15 protein-coding genes and 1 tRNA gene are annotated in these 15,976 nt (G+C 70.5%); 6 read left to right on the forward strand and 10 right to left on the reverse strand.

The genetic code is table 11. The features are described 5' to 3' along the window. Nucleotides 1-562 precede the first annotated feature (562 nt). The 5 genes from LUZ64_RS34655 to LUZ64_RS34675 all read right to left on the reverse strand — a co-directional run bounded on the left by LUZ64_RS34655 (nucleotide 563) and on the right by LUZ64_RS34675 (nucleotide 6,718). The gene (locus LUZ64_RS34655) at nucleotides 563-2,578 is read right to left on the reverse strand and encodes a PE-PGRS family protein (protein WP_232390530.1); all 2,016 of its coding nucleotides are present in this window, start codon (nucleotides 2,576-2,578) and stop codon (nucleotides 563-565) included. Between the two features lie 472 nt (nucleotides 2,579-3,050). Continuing rightward, complete coding sequence (locus tag LUZ64_RS34660) at nucleotides 3,051-3,488, reverse strand: MarR family winged helix-turn-helix transcriptional regulator (protein WP_095584999.1); 438 nt, start codon at nucleotides 3,486-3,488, stop codon at nucleotides 3,051-3,053. Between the two features lie 738 nt (nucleotides 3,489-4,226). After that, a complete protein-coding gene (locus LUZ64_RS34665) occupies nucleotides 4,227-4,913 on the reverse strand; it encodes a mycothiol-dependent nitroreductase Rv2466c family protein (RefSeq protein ID WP_211305189.1) in 687 nt (228 codons plus the stop codon). Nucleotides 4,914-4,961: 48 nt separating this feature from the next. Beyond that, nucleotides 4,962-5,738, reverse strand: a complete 777-nt coding sequence (locus LUZ64_RS34670) for an ABC transporter permease (protein ID WP_095584998.1) — start codon at nucleotides 5,736-5,738, stop codon at nucleotides 4,962-4,964. 2 nt (nucleotides 5,739-5,740) lie between these two features. Next, on the reverse strand, nucleotides 5,741-6,718 hold the full coding sequence (locus LUZ64_RS34675) for an ATP-binding cassette domain-containing protein (RefSeq protein WP_095584997.1): 978 nt from the start codon (nucleotides 6,716-6,718) through the stop codon (nucleotides 5,741-5,743). A gap of 541 nt (nucleotides 6,719-7,259) precedes the next feature. Between LUZ64_RS34675 and LUZ64_RS34680 the strand changes: the two genes are divergently transcribed. The 3 genes from LUZ64_RS34680 (at nucleotide 7,260) to LUZ64_RS34690 (ending at nucleotide 8,951) form a co-directional block, all read left to right on the forward strand. Continuing rightward, nucleotides 7,260-7,649: a hypothetical protein gene (locus LUZ64_RS34680; protein ID WP_232390529.1), complete on the forward strand. Its 390-nt coding sequence runs from the start codon at nucleotides 7,260-7,262 to the stop codon at nucleotides 7,647-7,649. 111 nt (nucleotides 7,650-7,760) lie between these two features. Continuing rightward, on the forward strand, nucleotides 7,761-8,048 hold the full coding sequence (locus LUZ64_RS34685) for a hypothetical protein (protein ID WP_095584995.1): 288 nt from the start codon (nucleotides 7,761-7,763) through the stop codon (nucleotides 8,046-8,048). Nucleotides 8,049-8,225: 177 nt separating this feature from the next. Then, nucleotides 8,226-8,951 carry an SMI1/KNR4 family protein gene (locus tag LUZ64_RS34690; RefSeq protein ID WP_095584994.1) on the forward strand — a complete coding sequence of 242 codons (726 nt, stop codon included), beginning with the start codon at nucleotides 8,226-8,228 and terminating at the stop codon, nucleotides 8,949-8,951. A 293-nt stretch (nucleotides 8,952-9,244) separates the two neighbouring features. Here the strand turns inward: LUZ64_RS34690 and LUZ64_RS34695 are convergent, their stop codons facing one another. Further along, nucleotides 9,245-10,138, reverse strand: coding sequence for an NADP-dependent oxidoreductase (locus LUZ64_RS34695; protein WP_095584993.1), 894 nt, complete (start codon nucleotides 10,136-10,138; stop codon nucleotides 9,245-9,247). 70 nt (nucleotides 10,139-10,208) lie between these two features. Here LUZ64_RS34695 and LUZ64_RS34700 point away from each other — a divergent pair, with 70 nt between their 5' ends. Further along, entirely contained in the window at nucleotides 10,209-10,784 is a 576-nt protein-coding gene (locus LUZ64_RS34700) for a TetR/AcrR family transcriptional regulator (RefSeq protein ID WP_095584992.1), read from the forward strand. A 289-nt stretch (nucleotides 10,785-11,073) separates the two neighbouring features. Here LUZ64_RS34700 and LUZ64_RS34705 read toward each other — a convergent pair whose 3' ends face one another. From LUZ64_RS34705 to LUZ64_RS34720, 4 genes are all read right to left on the reverse strand, one after another. Further along, complete coding sequence (locus LUZ64_RS34705) at nucleotides 11,074-11,646, reverse strand: GNAT family N-acetyltransferase (RefSeq protein ID WP_095584991.1); 573 nt, start codon at nucleotides 11,644-11,646, stop codon at nucleotides 11,074-11,076. A gap of 281 nt (nucleotides 11,647-11,927) precedes the next feature. Beyond that, on the reverse strand, nucleotides 11,928-13,124 hold the full coding sequence (locus LUZ64_RS34710) for a fatty acid desaturase family protein (protein WP_095584990.1): 1,197 nt from the start codon (nucleotides 13,122-13,124) through the stop codon (nucleotides 11,928-11,930). 302 nt (nucleotides 13,125-13,426) lie between these two features. Next, complete coding sequence (locus tag LUZ64_RS34715; RefSeq protein ID WP_170116960.1) at nucleotides 13,427-13,573, reverse strand: hypothetical protein; 147 nt, start codon at nucleotides 13,571-13,573, stop codon at nucleotides 13,427-13,429. 61 nt (nucleotides 13,574-13,634) lie between these two features. Continuing rightward, the gene (locus LUZ64_RS34720; RefSeq protein ID WP_232390528.1) at nucleotides 13,635-14,639 is read right to left on the reverse strand and encodes a DUF2156 domain-containing protein; all 1,005 of its coding nucleotides are present in this window, start codon (nucleotides 14,637-14,639) and stop codon (nucleotides 13,635-13,637) included. 320 nt (nucleotides 14,640-14,959) lie between these two features. On the opposite strand from LUZ64_RS34720, the gene LUZ64_RS34725 reads away from it, so the two are divergent. After that, nucleotides 14,960-15,043 (forward strand) — tRNA-His (locus tag LUZ64_RS34725). 129 nt (nucleotides 15,044-15,172) lie between these two features. Continuing rightward, on the forward strand, nucleotides 15,173-15,898 hold the full coding sequence (locus LUZ64_RS34730; protein WP_143593472.1) for a hypothetical protein: 726 nt from the start codon (nucleotides 15,173-15,175) through the stop codon (nucleotides 15,896-15,898). Nucleotides 15,899-15,976 lie beyond the last annotated feature (78 nt).

Below are 15,976 nucleotides of genomic sequence, written 5' to 3' on the forward strand. Positions count from 1 at the left end.
CATCGCCGCGTCCTGCAACTACGCGGCCGACAAGTACGGCTCGATGGACAACGTCAACTCGGCCTACTGAACCGGCCCAGCCCAACCCGCTCCTGCTGTACGAAAGGGGGCGGCGGCACCCCGCACAGGGGGTGCCGCCGCCCCCTTTCCCTATTCCCGAAGTGCCCCAGCCCCGGAACACAGGCCAGGTAAACGGCTCACCTCCGCGTGCGCGGAGCGGGCGGCTTCGGCCTGCGCCTCCGTTTCGGTCGGGTCCGGGCCCTGACCTGCGGAGACTTTGTTGGGAGTGAGGCAGGTTTCACCAGTCCGGGCGGCATTACGCCGCAGGGCGCACTCCGCGGACTGCCTCCGGTGCCCCGTCTCCACAGACCCAGCGAAGTCCAGCGCCAGGTCGCGGCGTACGGCGAGGGCGAACTCCCTAGCCAACCCGCTCGTCAACACGTTCGGACGCCTCAGGTCGGCCCCCGGCAGCAGGCCGTCGGCCATCTCGCGGCCGTGGCGTGAACGGGCGCTCACCGCCGCGGGTCGCGGGGCTGAGGACCGCGCCCCGGGCCCTCTCACTTCAAGCCGCGAGCAGCTGGAGCATTTCTCGCATGGCCCCGACCGGCAATGATGGATTCGCCGCCGCGGTCTCGGCTGTCTCGACGTCGCGCAGGAGCCGGATCAGGACCCGCGCGGGCGGGTGGGGATGCAGCATTGCCGCCCGGCGGACGGCCCCGCTCGGGTCGTCGAGCAGCCGCACCGCGGATGCGGTGGTCAGGCGCGGATCCTGCGCCGCCCGCAGCCGCACTTCCTCGTCCCTGTCACGGCTGAACCGCTCCACGAGCTCCACGCTCGACGCGGGGTCGTCGAGTGCCAGCCGGCGCATGCGCGGATCCGGGTCACCGGCGTAGCGGAGGAGGCCGTGGCGGGGGAAGTTGGGGTGACCGCGGGGCCGGTCGGGATGGGTGAGGCTGCCGGTCCACCACCGCCACACGCGCAGCAGCATGTCGGCGGGCGCGTCGTCGCAGGATTCGGCGAGGAAGAGCTGGACGACGCGGTCCTCGTCCTCGGCGAGCAGCGCCACGACATCCTCCGGGAGCCGCTCGGCACGAGCCACGCTTCTGCGCACCACCGGGTGGGAGGAGGCCGCCAGACGGCGCATCGCCCCTGGATCGGTGTGGAGCGTAACCACCCAGTCGAGGGGGAACGTGAGGGCACCCGGGTCGAAATCGATGCGGATGTCCGCTCGCTGCGCTTCGGTGAGGTCGGGGCGTAGGGACACTGTGTACCGGACGCCGTCGTCCGGGTCGCGGGCGAGGAGGGCGGTGATGTCCGGGGCAAGATCAGGGTTGCCCGCGAGCATGCGGCGTTGGTCCACGTTTCCCTGGTGGGCCAGGCTCCGGGCGAAGTCCCGGTCGAGGCGGCAGCTTTGCAGCGCCGAGACTTCGAGGCCTTCGGCTTCGAAGGCCGCCCGGGACAGGGGATGTTCCGCGTGGTGCCTCAGCATGGCCGCGGTGCGGACCTCGGGGGCGGTATCAGTCAGCAGTCGCTGTCGGGCCGGTCCGTCCAGGTGCGGCCATGCGGGCCGGCAAGCCGATGCCCGGACGGTGGGCTCGGGGTCCGCGGCCAGGGCTGCCAGCAGCGGGGCGGGCAGGGCCGTGAGGCGCGCGGCTTCTGCGCGGGTCCGCGCGGCGGGGTCCGTGGCGAGGCGCTCGTAGGCCGGGCCGGTGAGCTCTTCACGGCGGTCCCCGGCGAGCGTCGCGAGGATCCAGCGCTGCCGCGGGTTCTGTTCGGCGAGAACGAGGCGTGTCCACTGCTCGGGTGTGACGGTGGGCCGGGCCTCCGCGAACAGGCCGCGTACCCGCCACTCCGGGTGCGCGAGCCCGGCGTCCACGACCGACGGCGGCAGGTCCGAGCGCCAGGGCAGATAGTGCGAGTGGCCGAGCAGGCTCTTCAGGACGTCTTCGGTGGCGGCCGGGTTGTGGGCCAGTCCTGCCGCCCACTTCTCGCCCAGCGCCTTTATGAGCCCCGACGCCCGGAAGTCCACGGAACCCGGCCCCCGGAAGAACGACGCCCACGCCGCCTCCTGCCCCTGAGGGGTCTCCTGGGCCTCGGCTTGCGCGGCCGCTTCCCGCTGCCTGCCGAGCTCGGTCACGGCGACGATCCAGACCTCGTACTCCTTGGTCGTCACACCCAGCAGGGTGTCCCCGTCGGCAGACAGGGTGACGAACTCCGGCTGCCCGGGGCGCTCGCCCAGCACTCCGGCCAGATCCCACCGCGGGGCGAGCTGGACGCGCGTCCAGCCGCGGGCCGTGGGGTCCCACCGGCTCCCCGCCACGTTGATCAGGAACGCGCCGTCGGCGCCGATGAGCCCGTGCTCGCTCGCGAGCCGGTGCCAGTGTGTGTTGAGCTCAGCGACGAGGCCGGGGTGGTCCCGCCGGACGGTGACAGCCGGAACGGCGTCCGCCGCGATGACGGGCCGCCAGGCGGCCCGGGGCCGGAGAAGGGCGTCCTCGACGCCCCCGGCGTCCCCTGCTTCCAGACCGGCGCCGGCGAGTAACTGCGCGAACGCGGTGACTTCTCTTCCCCCTGACATGAGACGCATTCTGCCGGAGAGACAGGGACGCCGGACGGGCCTGTCCACTGAGGAAACCTCGGTCACGCGCGTACCCATCGATCCGGGAAGCGCCGTGCCTGGTCACGACGGCACTCCCGCCTGCGTGGCTCTGGTGTCAGAGCAGGTGAGATGCCTTGTGAGGAAGTCGGGGATCGCGTGACCTACGGGCCGTCAGGCTACCGGGCTTGTCGGCGTCGATGGCCTGGACCGGCGACGGGGTGTCGGCGGGCACCGGTTGGTCCCGGTCGCAGTCGGTCAGCGCCATCGTGCCTGCGTTGTCTCCCTCTCGGACGACCCGGAACGAGTACGGCTTGCCCTCGGCAGGCATGTAGACCGTGATGAGACCGCCCTAGTTCACCACGGGAACAGTCTTCTTCCCGCTGATCACGGCGACCTTGCCCTTGGTGAGCTTCCCGCCGGATGCCGAGCGGACGTTCTCCTGGAGCCTCTGTCAACGGGCGGGCAGCCATGCCTCGTCGTCGGTGGCATGGGCCAGGACGCGCTGCAGGAGGCTGCGCAGGGTTTCGGCCTCGTCAGGGGCGAGGCCGCCGAGCAGCTCCGCTTCCACCCGTTCCAGCGGCCCGTCGATCCGGGTCAGCAGGTAGTGCGCGGTGTCGGTGATCTCCAGTCGACGCGAGCGGTCGTCGGCGCCCGGTCGTCGGCGCACATGACCCGCTTCGACGAGTTCGCCGACGAGCTGGTGGACCGACTGCCGGGCTATGCCCAGCTGACGGGCCAGCTCCGCCATGGTCAGCTCGGGTTCGAGCGACAGCTGGGCGAGCAGGCCGTACTGGCGTACCGTCAGGTCGTACGCTGTCAGCCGCTCGTCCACCCGACGCGTCGCGACGGTACTCGCCACGGCTAAGAGATAGGGGATGTGCGTCCTCAAGGCGACTTCTCCTCAACCGTCGGAGACCGTGATCTTTCCGCTCCGACCGTATGTCATGTGCCGCTCCGGGGACCGTGACCGGTCACCGGCTGTTCGAGGACCGGAATGGTCCCGGCAGGCGTCGGTGTCCCGGGCGTTTCGGTGCGTACCCGTGCTGCCGCGTGCGCGAACTCAGGGTCCTGAAGCATCCGCGTCACCATCGCACGCAGTCGGCCGGTCGTGAGGGGCTCGGGTGGACACGGCGGGGCGACTCCGGCCGCCAGGGCCCGCTTGGCACGCGGGTGTCGCACCACAGCCGAGCCGGAACGACGATTTATGGCACCTCATGGGCCGGGGCGGTCAGGAAGGTGCCCACCCCGCCGTGGCAGTGATCGCCTCGCAGCGCGGCACCAGCTCGTGGGGCGGGACGAAGCTGACCGCCCGGACGTTCGGAGGCAGCGGGCCGAGGGCGTTGAGCTGCCCGGCGTTGAGAGCGTGGCCACGATCTGCCGTTCAAGTCGGCCCCGGTCTCCAGCGGCTCGCCGACCGACACCTGGTCTCACCGACCACCTCCCGGAAGGAGACGCCGAGGGGCGAAGCAGATCCGGCGCTGCCCGGTGGGCTCGTCCAGCCGGCCGGGCAGCGCCGGAACCCGGGCAAGAGGACCGGCAGGGCGAGGGAGGCGGGCGCTGGGTACGGCGGGTTCCTGGCAGATCCCCCCGGGCCGGTACACCATCCCTGAGGAGCTGGCGGGCCGGGTCAGGACGGATCGATGTCCTGTCCGGTCACGTCGGGGTCCGGGTCGGCGGGTCTCCCCTTGAGCTCGTGGAACCCGGGGGTGCCGGTCACCAGCAGTGTCCCGTCCCACAGCTGCCCGGCCTCCTCCCTTCTCGGTACGCGGGAGATGACCGGTCCGAAGAAGGCCGGCGGGGACCGGTGAGGCTCTTCCGGTTCCTCGACGGCGACCACTGGTGTTCCGGTCCGCGGGCCGAGAAGCCGCAGGGCCCGCGTGTGTGAGTCCCGCAGTTCCTCGTCGTAGACGGTGGAGGTCCCGACCTCCGCCAGCTCCGCCGGCAGCTCCGCGTCGGCCAAGGCCAGGGCCGGGTCGTTGATCCACTTCCCGGTGTTCCCGCCGTGCTCCCCGGGGGGCCCGAGGTCGGCCCACAGCGAGGCGTGGAACCGGGCCAGGGCCCGCTGTCCGTGGTGGTGCCGGACGGCGGTACCGATCCGCACCGGGACCATCAGATACCCCTCGGGGTCGTCGTCGCGGCCCTTGTTGAGGAGGGACAGGCTCATCAGGTGCCAGCGCAGCTCCAGCGGGCGGACCCGGGCGGCCTCCCGTAACCAGCAGACGGTCAGCCAGGTGTAGGGACAGGCGGGGTCGAACCAGACGTCCACGGCGCGGGGCCGGGGATACGGGGTGCTCCGGAAGGCTTCGGCTCTCACGGTGCGGTCCTCCTTCGCGTTCGGGCTGGGACGGCGCTGGGCGGCGCGTCACACGGAAGCGTTGCGCATGCCTCGGATGCCCGCGATGACCCCCAGCACCGCGACGGCCACCGCTGCGAGGACCCCGTACAGCACACCCGCCTCGGCGAACCGGCCGTCGAACAGGGCTCGTTCGGCCTCGACCACGTAGGTCGCGGGGTTGATCCGGCTCAGGACGTAGAGCCACGAGGGGGCCGAGGCCTCGGTGATGGGGAGCAGGACACCGGAGAGCAGCAACAGAGGGAAGAAGACCATCTGCTGCACCCCGTAGAACAAGGTCTGCTGCTTGCGGGAGTGGAGCGCCAGGGTGAAGGAGAGGGTGCCGATCCCGATCCCGAAGACGGTCAGCAGCGCCAGACCTGCCAGGGCGCCGAGCGGGCGGAGCCGGAAGTCGGTCGGTAGCAGCAGGGCGAGGATCAGCAGGGCCTGTGCCAGCAGGATCACGACCTCCTTCAACGCCCGCCCGACGATCATCGAGGCCCGGTTCAGCGGGGTCACTAACATGCGTTCGAAGGCCCCGGAGGGCATCTCGTTGAGCAAGGAGGCCCCGGCGCCGGCGGTGGCGGAGAGAGCCAGCAGGACGAGCGTGCCCGGCACGAACCACTGCCAGGGGGAATCCGTGTTCATGCCCCCGCCCGAAGGATGGGCCATGCCGGAGAGCAGGGGTGCGAAGAGGACGAGGAAGAGGAAGGGCAGCAGCATCGTGAAGAGGAGACCGGCCGGCTGGCGCAGTTCGGGCCCCAGCTCTCGGGCGAAGGCGGTTCGGGTGTCGTTGAACACCTTCATGGTTACGCTCCGTCGTGTGTGGTGGCGTCGGCGCTCTCCCGCAGCGTGCGGCCGGTCAGGCCGAGGAAGACGTCGTCGAGGGTGGGGCGAGTGAGCCGGGCGGTGACCGCCCGCACGCCGGCCACCTCCAGGTTCCGTAACAGGACCGGTAGCTGGGTGTCTCCGTGGGGGGTGCGTACCCGCACCTCCGTGTCGTCGGCGATGGCCTCGTGGACGGCGGGTAGGGCGCGGGCGAGCCCGGCGGCCCGCTCGGCGTCGGCGCGGTCGGCGGTCCCCAGGGTGATGCGGTCGCCGGCCAGGTCGGCCTTGAGCTTGTCGGGGGAGTCGTCGGCGATCACCCGGCCGTGGTCGACCACCATCACCCGTCGGGCCCAGAGATCGGCTTCCTCCAGGTAGTGGGTGGTGAAGACGATCGTGGTGCCGAGCTCCTTGTGCAGCCGCAGCACGTGCTTCCAGATACCGGCGCGGCTGTGCGGGTCGAGTCCGGTGGTGGGCTCGTCGAGGAAGAGTAGCTCCGGCTCGTGGACCAGGGCCATGGCGATGTCCAGGCGGCGGCGCTGGCCGCCCGAGAGGGTGCCCACCGTCCGCTTGGCCAGGCCCTCCAGTGCGAGCGCGGTCAGCAGGCGTTCCACCCGGGCGCGGGACTCCGTGCGGTTCAGACCGTACGCGCGGCCCTGGGTGATCAGCTCGTCGCTGACCCGGAAGTTGCTGCCGGCGCTGTTGCCCTGACCGAGATAGCCGATGCGCCGGCGGACGCCCGAGGGGTCGGTGAGCACGTTGTGACCGGCGACGACGGCGGTGCCCGAGGTCGGCGGGAGCAGGGTGGTCAGCATCCGCAGGCTGGTGGTCTTCCCGGCGCCGTTCGGGCCGAGGAAGGCGACTACGGAACCGGCCTCGATGTCGAGGTCCAGGCCGCGCACGGCCTCGACGGTCTCTCCTTTGACGTGGAAGCTGCGAGTGAGCCCGCGAGTGTGGATCATGGGTTCTCCCGTACGCGGTTCATGGGGGATGGAGCTGGGGCTTCTCGGCCCTGATCCGGACCGGCCGGCTCGGTTCCGGGGCAGAACAAAAGAAAGTCAGATGCTCTGGGCTCTTGACTTCTTCGAGCTTAGAAGCGCAAATAACGTCATTGTCAGCTTCCCTGACAGTCTCGGCCTGCCGCGCTGCACTGCTCTACGTACCGCCCGGTCCGGCTCCACCGCGCCGTTGGTATCGAGGCGTCGGAGTTCGTACGGACACTGCCGGCCTCGCCGGTCACCATGCAGGCAGTTCAGTCAAATCCCACGCGTCGTCGTGGAGCCTTCCGCCGTCAGGACCAGCTGGTGCAGTTCGGCCGCCGAGCATGACGGAGACCGCGCCGGCTCCGTTCCCTTGCTGTTTCTCGAACGCGGCACGCTCTACCTCGGCCTTTGCAGGCTGAAGCCTGTCCCGAATAGGCGCATGAGCTGGGGATTTGCCTGAGGGTATGGTCATCGGGTGGAGTCGGAAGAGCTGGGTGATTGCCCGTTGCACGGGGCCGGCGTGCACCCTGAGTACCTGGTCGGGCGGCGGCTTGAGCAGGTAGTCGCTTCGTGGCACCTGTACGGCTCAAAGGCCCCGTCCGGCCCGTTGGACGTGTGGCTGATCGACAGCGGGCAGGTCTCCACCCATGTGACGACCGGGTCGGACTGGTGCCTGACCGTGGAGAGGTCGGCCCCCTACGCGAGCTACGACATGGCGGAGTCGGGCCGCGTCGAGGTGGCCCCGGTCCGTGGCCGGACCCCGTTCGCGGACCATCTCGGCGAGACGGTGCGGGCGGTCAGCGAAGAGCGGGATCCGAACACCGGACGGGTCGCGCTGGAGATCGCCTTCGACTCCGGACGTGTCCGGTGCGATGCTCCGTCCGGGAACCTCCGCCTGTCCAGCAACTGACCTGCCGCATACGGCCCGATACCTGGCCCCGCAGCAGCCCGCGCACAGTGGCTGGGCGAGTTTCTCCAGGCGGAGTCGGACCGGCTCCCCGACGATCTCCCGGGCACGGGCTTGCGCGCAGGAGACGGCGAATCACCGGCCTGGTCCCGGACCGGCGCGGACAAGCGGCTACAGATCTGTACCGCGACCACGGAGCCGGGCCCGGACGCGAAGCTCGCCGGGCACTTCATCAGGGTCAGCGGACTTCCCCGACTGGAGGTCCTGTTCGACGGCATGACCGGCGAAGGCATACCCGCCACCGGCTGGCGAGACAAGACGGTACTCAGCGAGTCAACCGCCCTCGCGCGCACCGACCGCAGTGAGAACAAGGCCGTCTTCTTCCAGCACCTCACCGAATAACGTTTCCTCGCCATACCTCCCACTGGCTTCGTCGGTGTGAGGCGGGAACGGTCGATGCCGGGTTCGGGCAGCAGATGTTGATCAAGCGGGTCAAGAGTGTTGTCGAGTTCTAAGAACACTGTGTCGGCGTGTCGGAGCGTGGCGGGGCCTGATGAGCGGGACGGATATCGTCCTGGCATGAATCAGGAGTTCGAACTTGCTGCGTCTCTTGCCGGAGGCGTCGAAGGCCGTCGTGGTGCGTGGAGCTTCATCCAGGGCTTCGCTGCCCACTGGGCTGGTGTCCTGGAGAGCGGTGACGGGTGGGCGGAGGCCGATCTGGTCGCTGCCGAGGAGAGACTGGGGGTCCGGCTGCCGACGGCGTTGCGTGAGGCGTATCTGCTGTTCGGGCGCCGTCGAGACCTCACCAGCAACCACGATGTGCTGCTCAGCCCGGCCGAGCTGTATGTGGATGACGTCAAGGAAGCCCTGGTCTTCCGTCACGAGAACCAGGGAGCCGCATCCTGGGGCGTCCTCCTCGACAGCCTCCGAGATGACGACCCTGCGGTGTTCATACGACCTGACCTTGCCGACAAGAGCGCCGAGCGGTGGGAGGGCTGGCTGGAGCGTCTTTCCCTCTGCTTCGTCGAGATCGTGCTGTCCGAGTCCCTGCAGGCGGATCAAGAGCTTTGCGACTTCCTCGACCCGGACGATGACAGCATCGAGCTGCTGGAGGAGAACTTTGTCCGGCTGCCGTTCCCCGCGTACCCCGTCGGCGAGGAGGATCACGCGATCCGGTGGTTCCTGGGCCAGGACGTCCTGCTGCGCGACGACGGCATGGCCATTGGGGCCCGCGGCCGGACAGCAGGAGACCTCGACCGGGTTCGTGACCTGATCCCGGGTGACTGGCTCAACGACCATCGCTGACCACGTTCAAGGCTTCGGTCGACCGAGTCGCCCACATCGGAGTCAGCCCAGGGACTGTTCTTCGGCATGTGCGCGGGTGGTGGCCAGGCGGTAGGAGTCGGTGCCGGTCTCGACACCGCCGCCACCCGAGCGGGCTGCGCCCCGATGGCCTCACCCGCTGACCACCCGCGGCCCACGAGAGCGAGCTCCCCGTCTGGGGGTGCCGTTACCGGCCTTGGCAGCGTTGGCCTGGCTGCCGCGTCGCAGCAGTGACCAGATGCCCTAGTGACCCGCCGTTCAGCGCGGGCCGCGGCTCAGACGACCAGGACCCGGCGCCCCCGGGTGTGGCCGGCGCGGCTGTCGGTGTGCGCCGCCGCTGCCTCGGTGAGCGCGTACGCCTTCTCGACCGGGATGTGCAGCCTGCCCCGGGAGATGAGGTCGACGGCCTCGGTGAGCGCCTCCGGCACGCTCCCGGCCACGCCGGAGAACCGGACGCCCAGCCGCGGCGCACCGAGGTCGGCGATGGAGACGACCTTGCGCGGGTCCCCGGTCAGCTCGACGAGCTCGCGGATCACGCCCGAGCCGGCCAGGTCGAGGGCCGCGTCGACCCGGCCCAGGTGCCGCACCCGTTCGACCCAGCCCTCGTCGTAGGTCGTGGCGAGGGCGCCCAGGCCGCGCAGGTAGTCCTGGTTCGCGGCCCCGGCCGTGCCGATCACCGTGATGCCGCGCTCGCGGGCGATCTGCAGCACCGCCGACCCGACGCCGCCGGACGCGCCGCTGACCAGCAGCGTCTGCCCGGGCCGCACGCCGACCTCGCGGATGACGCGCAGCGCGGTCTCCACCACCGACGGGTACCCGGCCGCCTCCTCGAAGGACAGTCCCTCGGGCATCCGGGCCCAGGCCGACAGCACGGCGAATTCGGCGTACGTGTCAGCGCCTTCGCCGAAAACGCGGTCGCCGACCTCGACCCCCTCGACTCCCTCCCCGACCTCATCCACCACGCCGGCGGCGTCCAGTCCGACCCCTGCGGGCAGCTCGACCGGATGGGCTCCCAGGACCTGGCCCTCCCGGATCCTCCAGTCGACGGGGTTGACCCCCGCCGCCCGTACGGCGATGCGTATCCGGCCGGGGCTCGCGTGGGGCTCCTCGGCTTCCACCAGTCGCAGGACCTCGGGACCGCCGAACTCGGCGAATGCGATTTTCCTCATGCGGCCGAAGATAGCCCTAACCGTTAGGATTTCACAACGGTTAGGTATTCGTACCTGGTAGTGTCAGGGCATGATCGAGCAGTCCGGACGCCGCGAACGCAAGAAGGCCGCGACCCGTCAGAAGATCGCTGACACCGCGCTGCGGCTCTTCCTGGAGCGCGGGTACGACGCCGTGGGCATCCGTGATGTGGCAGCCGAGGCCGACGTGGCCGTCACCACCGTCTTCGCACACTTCGCCTCGAAGGAGGCCCTGGTGTTCGAGCGCGACCAGGACTTCGAGCAGCACCTCACGAGGGCGGTGACCGACCGGCCTCCACACGAGCCGCTCATCCCGGCCCTGCACCGCGAGGTCCAGGCCCTGGTGCGGCACTGCACGGCGGAGGGCAGCGCCCCCGTCCGACGCATGATCGAGGGATCACCCGCCCTGCGCGAATACGAGGAGTCGATGAGCCTGCGTCACGCGCAGGCGCTGGCAGCGGCACTGACCGCCGATCCCCACCTGTCCCGGAGCGCGACGGTCTGCCGGGCGACCGCGCGGTTCGTCATCGACGCCTACGCGCTGGCCTGCCGGGCGGACGACCCCGGGGCCACGGTGGACGAGGTCTTCCGGATGATCAAGGCGGCCTGGGAAGCCACCGCGCCCTGAGCCGGGGACGCCCGCGCGCTGCGGCCGGCGCCGGGGCCGGGGCACGACACGTGCGGGCTGCCCTGGGCGGCTCGTACCGGCCCCGTTCGCCCGGGCATGTGGCCACCGTCGGCCTGGGGCGCCGACTCAGGCATCGGATGGACTGCTGGACTGCAATCAGTTCGAGCTCGTGCTGGAGAGGATCCGCGTCCCACGTCCCGAGCCGGCCGACCCCGAAAGACGCCCGGCAGCCTGGCCGCCGACAAGGACCGCTGGCCTGTCGGCCGTTGAGGCCCCGAGGCGGGGTTCGTCAGCGCAGGTCGAGTCGTATCAGGACGCGGGGGTGGCCGGCCAGTACCGAGGTGGTGTCGGCGGCATGGGTGAACCCGGCGCGCTCGAAGTTCTTCCGGATCCCGGCGTACGCCATCGTCACGTCGACCTTGGCGCCACCGCTGTCGATCGGGTACGCCTCGATCGCCGGTGCACCGTGGGAGCGGGCGAACTCGACCGCACCGGCGATCAGCGCGTGCGAGATCCCCCTCTTGCGATGACCAGGGCGTACGCGGATGCACCACAGCGACCAGACCGGCAGGTCGTCGATGTGCGGGATCTTACGGCTGCGGGCGAAGGAGGTGTCCGAGCGCGGTGCCACGGCGGCCCAGCCGACCGGCTCGTCGCCGTCGTAGGCGAGTACCCCCGGAGGGGGGTCCGTACGGCACAGCTCGGCGACGTAGGCACCGCGGGCCGGCCCGCGGAGCTCGTTGTTGAGCTTGGACGGGATCCGGTAGCTCAGGCACCAGCAGACGTTGGCCCCAGGCGACTTCGGACCGACCAGGGTGCGGACGTCCTCGAAGGCTGACGCCGGGCGAATTGCGATGCTCATGGCATTACGATGCCACGACGTACGTGGTGACACCGCTCAGCCTTCGATGACACAGCACCACCACACCGGGACTACCCGTCTAGAGTCCCGGGGGCTGATGCGGTGCTGGTTCCCGGCCAGATCCTCATGCCCCGCGGTACCTCGTCGGCGGTCCGGCGGTCCTGGCGGTCCGGTGGCACGGCGGGGCGGGCTCTGGCCGCTCCCGGTCCTGGCCGTGCTCGCTCGCCCTGGCCGTGCTCGCTCACCCCGGGTCGTGCCCGACCTGCCCCAGGGGTGTTGTTCTACTGGCCTGGCAGGGGTGTGTCCGTCTTGTGGCTGCGGCGTATGGGTGCGCTGACTTTGTGGAGGTAGGCGGCTATCTCGCTGTAGGAGGACCACAGGCTCACTTCGTGGTAGGGCACGCCGCGTTGTGCGCAGTAGGCGCGGGTCAGCCGGCGGGCCCGGGGCAGGTTCTTGCGGGGCATGGCGGGGAACAGGTGGTGTTCGATCTGGTAGTTCAGGCCTCCGTAGAGGAAATCGGTGAGGGGGCCCGGGCGGATGTTGCGGGAGGTGAGGACCTGGCGCTCGAGCCAGTCCAGGGATTCCAGAGCGCCGCCGCGGATGCGCATGCCTTTGTGATTGGGGGCGAACAGCAGCCCGAAGTAGACGCCCAGGGTCGCCTGCTGCACCACCACGAACACCATCGCCAGGACGGGAGACAGGACGGTGAAGGCCGCCGCCAGGTACAAAGCCAGGCGGGTGAGGATCAGGGTGCACTCCAGGGCGGGCCGTCTGGTCAGGCCGCCGGCGATGGCTTTGACGGCTGTGCGCTGCATCTTGGCGGATTCCAGGACCAGCAGCACGAAGAACAGCACGCTCTGGTAGCGCACGATCAGCCGCTGGGTGCCCTGACGGGCCGGGTACTGGGAGAGGTCGAAGATCGCGGTGCGGCGGCCGATATCGGGGTCGAGTTGAAGGTGGTTGGGGTGGCTGTGGTGGCGGTTGTGGTGGTGGAGCCACCAGCCGTAGCTGACGCCGTTGACGAGATTGGCGTGGACGTAGCCGACGGCCGCTGAGGCTCGTTTGCCGCGGAACATCGCTTTGTGACCGGCGTCGTGCCACAGGAAGGAGCTCTGCGCTCCGCACAGTCCCATCCACAGGGCCACCGGGATCTGCCACCAGGAGTCGCCGATGAGGAAGAAGGCGGTCAGGCCTGCTGCCAGGAGGGTGGTGTTGAGGGTGAGGCGGCCCAGGTAGTAGGCGGGCCGCAGCTCCAGGAGTCCTTCGGCCTTCACTTGTCTGGCCAGTTCGGCGAACGTGGCGGAGGCCCCCGCCGCGGCGGGCGAGGCCCCCGCCTCGCCCCTGACCCCGGCTCCGGCCTCGGAGGCGGTCGTGGCCTCGGCCTCGGTTCCGGTGGTGGTGGCGGATCCGGCTTCGGCCCCGGTGGTGGTGACGATTCCGGCTTCGGCCCCGGTGGTGGTGTTGTGCGGAGTCTGCATGTGGTGCTCTCCTTCGGGGGCGCGAGGGGCCCGGCCCGCCCGGTGACCGGGGGCCGGCTGCCGCGGTTCGGCGGCGGACGGTTCCCGGGCCCGCCGCCGGCTTCCGGGCCCGGGTACCGGCCCGTGCCGGAACCGGATGCCGGGGCCCCGGGGCCGACGGGTATCCGGTAGGCAGGTTGCCGGGTGTGGTGTTGTGCCTCAGCTTCCCCCGCTGCGCTGATGCGGCGCTGACGCGCGCCTGACCATCCCGCCCTGCTTGTCGTCCTGCGGTCTGCCGTCCGGCTGCCCTGCCACCTGCCGGGTCAGTCCGGCGGGGGCGTGGTGGCCAGGTGGGCGTCCAGTGCGCGTAGTCCTTCATCGGCCTCCCGCGCCGCTTCCGTATCGTCCGGCTGTGCCACGACGCGCATCAGCCCTTCCACCAGCGCCTCCTGAAGCGCTTGGGTGCTCACCTCTTGCGACGGCTCCATACGACCCCTCCCCAGGGCAACGGCAACGGTGCTCTTCGATGGTTCACAAGGCGTTGCAGGCGCGGAAGATGTGGACGAAGGCGGCGAGGGAGGCGGGTCCGTCGAAGGCGACGTATTCCGGGATCATTTCTCGTGCCGCCCATTTGTGTTTGTAGGCGAGCTGGGTGCGGGCGGGGTAGAGGGCCTGGCCGTGTTCCCACAGGTAGTGCATCAGCCACTGGAACGCCGGGCTGTGGCCGGGAATCTCCGTCTGAGTGTCGAGGCCGGTGAAGGGGGTGAACCCGAAGTGCAGCCAGCGTGCTCCTTCGCCGCGGAAGACCTCGATCGCGTGGGCGTTGAGGGCTTCCATCAGCCCCGGTGAGCCACCGGGGATACGCCGGCTGAGGTCGTGCAGCCACCCTTGGCGGGTGCCGAAGACGGGGGAGTAGGAGAGGTAGGCGACCGCCTGCCCTTCGATCGTGCCCACGAACAGCCGACGGTGGGCTTGCGCGCTGCCACCCCTCTCGCCGACCAGGAATCGCAGTTCCCGTGCGTGGTCGCCCTTGGCGCCCAGCCATGCCTTATCGACGGCGGCGAGTGCTTCGTGCCACTGCTCGGGGCGGTCGGCTTCCTGGATCTGCAGGCCGTTGCGCAGCGCGCGGGAGATCTTGTTGCGCAGTTGCATGAAGGGGGTGCCGCGCAGCGTGAACTCCTGCAGGGGCAGGGCCCAGGAGGCGCCGATCTGGTTGACGGTGAAGCCGCGGCGGGCGTAGGCGAGGGCATCGGTGTGCTGGAGCTGCACGCCGACCAGGCTCAGACCCTCGCTCCGCAGGTGGGCGCGGAAGGCCTCAAGGAGGGGGACGTAGGTGTCCTCGGGGGCGAACGGCCCGGCGAACTGCACGGCGTAGCGGCCGGTTCGGCGGTAGACGATGACGCCGTCGGTGCGGGGGAGGGTGAAGGTGTGGTTGCCGCGGTTGAGGGCGAGGAAGGCGCTGGGGTTCTGCGCGCCGGTGTAGCGCGTGACCGCCTGGAGGATCTGTGCGCCGGTAGCGGTGGCGGTGGCGGACAACGTCGGGCCCCTCTCCTGCCGGTGTGGCCTGCTCCTGCCGGTGACACGTGCTCTCGCGGTGTGGCGTGTCCCTGTGGGGGGTGGCGTGTTCGTGCCGGTGGCATGCGCTCTCACCGGTGACATGTACTCGTGCCGGTGAGGTGTGCTTGTGCCGGTGGTGTGTGGTGGTGCACCGAGTAGAGCACCCCGCCTGCCGCGCCGGGAAGGGGGACGCGGGCCGGGGGGCGGGGGTGTCAGGCGGGTGTCAGGCGCGTATCAGGAGGGGCTGTCACTGTGGTCCGGGCGAGCGGCCCCCTCCTTGGGGCGAGGGGCGGTCCGCTGGAGAGGTGCCCGGAGTGGCTTATCGGGGACCGCGGTGCGCGGTCGGGCCCAGGCCCGCGCAGGTTCGAATCCTGCCCTCTCCGCCTCTGCCCTGCCCCTGTTCCCTCCCCACCCTGCCTCACGCCGTTTCCGCCCACCCCGCCCGTACTGTCCATTCCGGTGCCGGCTACCGCGTGTGAAGCCACGCCCGGCGCCTGGTGGATGATCAGTGGGTGAGCTTCTCTGTCTATGCCAGGCGTGTCCGTGACCGTGGTCTTCCTCTCGCCCGGCGCCACCGTGCCCTGCGGGACGCCGTGGGGCTCTACTGCCCGCTCGGCTTCCACGGCACCTGGGCCCATCTCGGCACGGCGGGGGACCTGCGTAACGACGAACGGGCGCTGCTGCGCGCCATGGAGATGCTGGAGGCCAGCCGGAGGGTACGGATGCGGGAGGCCGAGGCGTTCGCCGCGCACCGCCGCGCGGAGAAGGCCCGGCAACGGCGTACCCCGCCGCGGGCGCAGGTGCGCTACCTCTACGGGCCCCGGTGGCCCGGCCCGCAGGGTAAGCCCGTGATGCTCGCGGAGGTCGGGCGGCTGTGGGCCGAGTTCGCCCCGAGGCCGTTTCCCGACGTCCCGCGCGAGGACAAGAGCGCCCTGGCCTGGCTGGACGCGTCGCTGGCCGGGTGCGTCTCCGTGTATCTCGCGAACGGCGGGAGCCTGGACGCCGGCCGTCGGCGCGTTGTCACCGAGCAGGTGCCCGCACTGCGCCGGCAGTTGCCCCGGCTGGGCTACCGGTCGGGCTTTCCCGAGGCGTTCGGATACTTCCATGACCTGATCAAGATGACCGAACTGGTCGCCAACAGCCTGAGCGAGGGATTGGCCGGTGTGGAGCGGGAACGGCTGGGGCCGGGTCCGGCCGGTGCGGAGCCGGGTCGGAACCCCGCCATCAGCGGATCTTGAGCGGGGGAGGCCCCCTGGCCGGAGGGCGAGGGGGAGGATTCCGCTTCCTGTTCCGCCCGGGAGGCGCTGCCCGGAGCG

This window comes from Streptomyces albireticuli (genome assembly GCF_021228125.1).
Taxonomy (GTDB): domain Bacteria; phylum Actinomycetota; class Actinomycetes; order Streptomycetales; family Streptomycetaceae; genus Streptomyces; species Streptomyces albireticuli.

Excerpts from the sequence above, each read along its gene's own strand:
- LUZ64_RS34655 (WP_232390530.1), bottom strand. The coding sequence starts at position 2,578 with ATGTCAGGGGGAAGAGAAGTCACCGCGTTCGCGCAGTTACTCGCCGGC.
- LUZ64_RS34670 (WP_095584998.1), bottom strand. The coding sequence starts at position 5,738 with ATGAAGGTGTTCAACGACACCCGAACCGCCTTCGCCCGAGAGCTGGGG.
- LUZ64_RS34675 (WP_095584997.1), bottom strand. The coding sequence starts at position 6,718 with ATGATCCACACTCGCGGGCTCACTCGCAGCTTCCACGTCAAAGGAGAG.
- LUZ64_RS34690 (WP_095584994.1), top strand. The coding sequence starts at position 8,226 with ATGAATCAGGAGTTCGAACTTGCTGCGTCTCTTGCCGGAGGCGTCGAA.
- LUZ64_RS34695 (WP_095584993.1), bottom strand. The coding sequence starts at position 10,138 with ATGAGGAAAATCGCATTCGCCGAGTTCGGCGGTCCCGAGGTCCTGCGA.
- LUZ64_RS34700 (WP_095584992.1), top strand. The coding sequence starts at position 10,209 with ATGATCGAGCAGTCCGGACGCCGCGAACGCAAGAAGGCCGCGACCCGT.
- LUZ64_RS34705 (WP_095584991.1), bottom strand. The coding sequence starts at position 11,646 with ATGAGCATCGCAATTCGCCCGGCGTCAGCCTTCGAGGACGTCCGCACC.
- LUZ64_RS34710 (WP_095584990.1), bottom strand. The coding sequence starts at position 13,124 with ATGCAGACTCCGCACAACACCACCACCGGGGCCGAAGCCGGAATCGTC.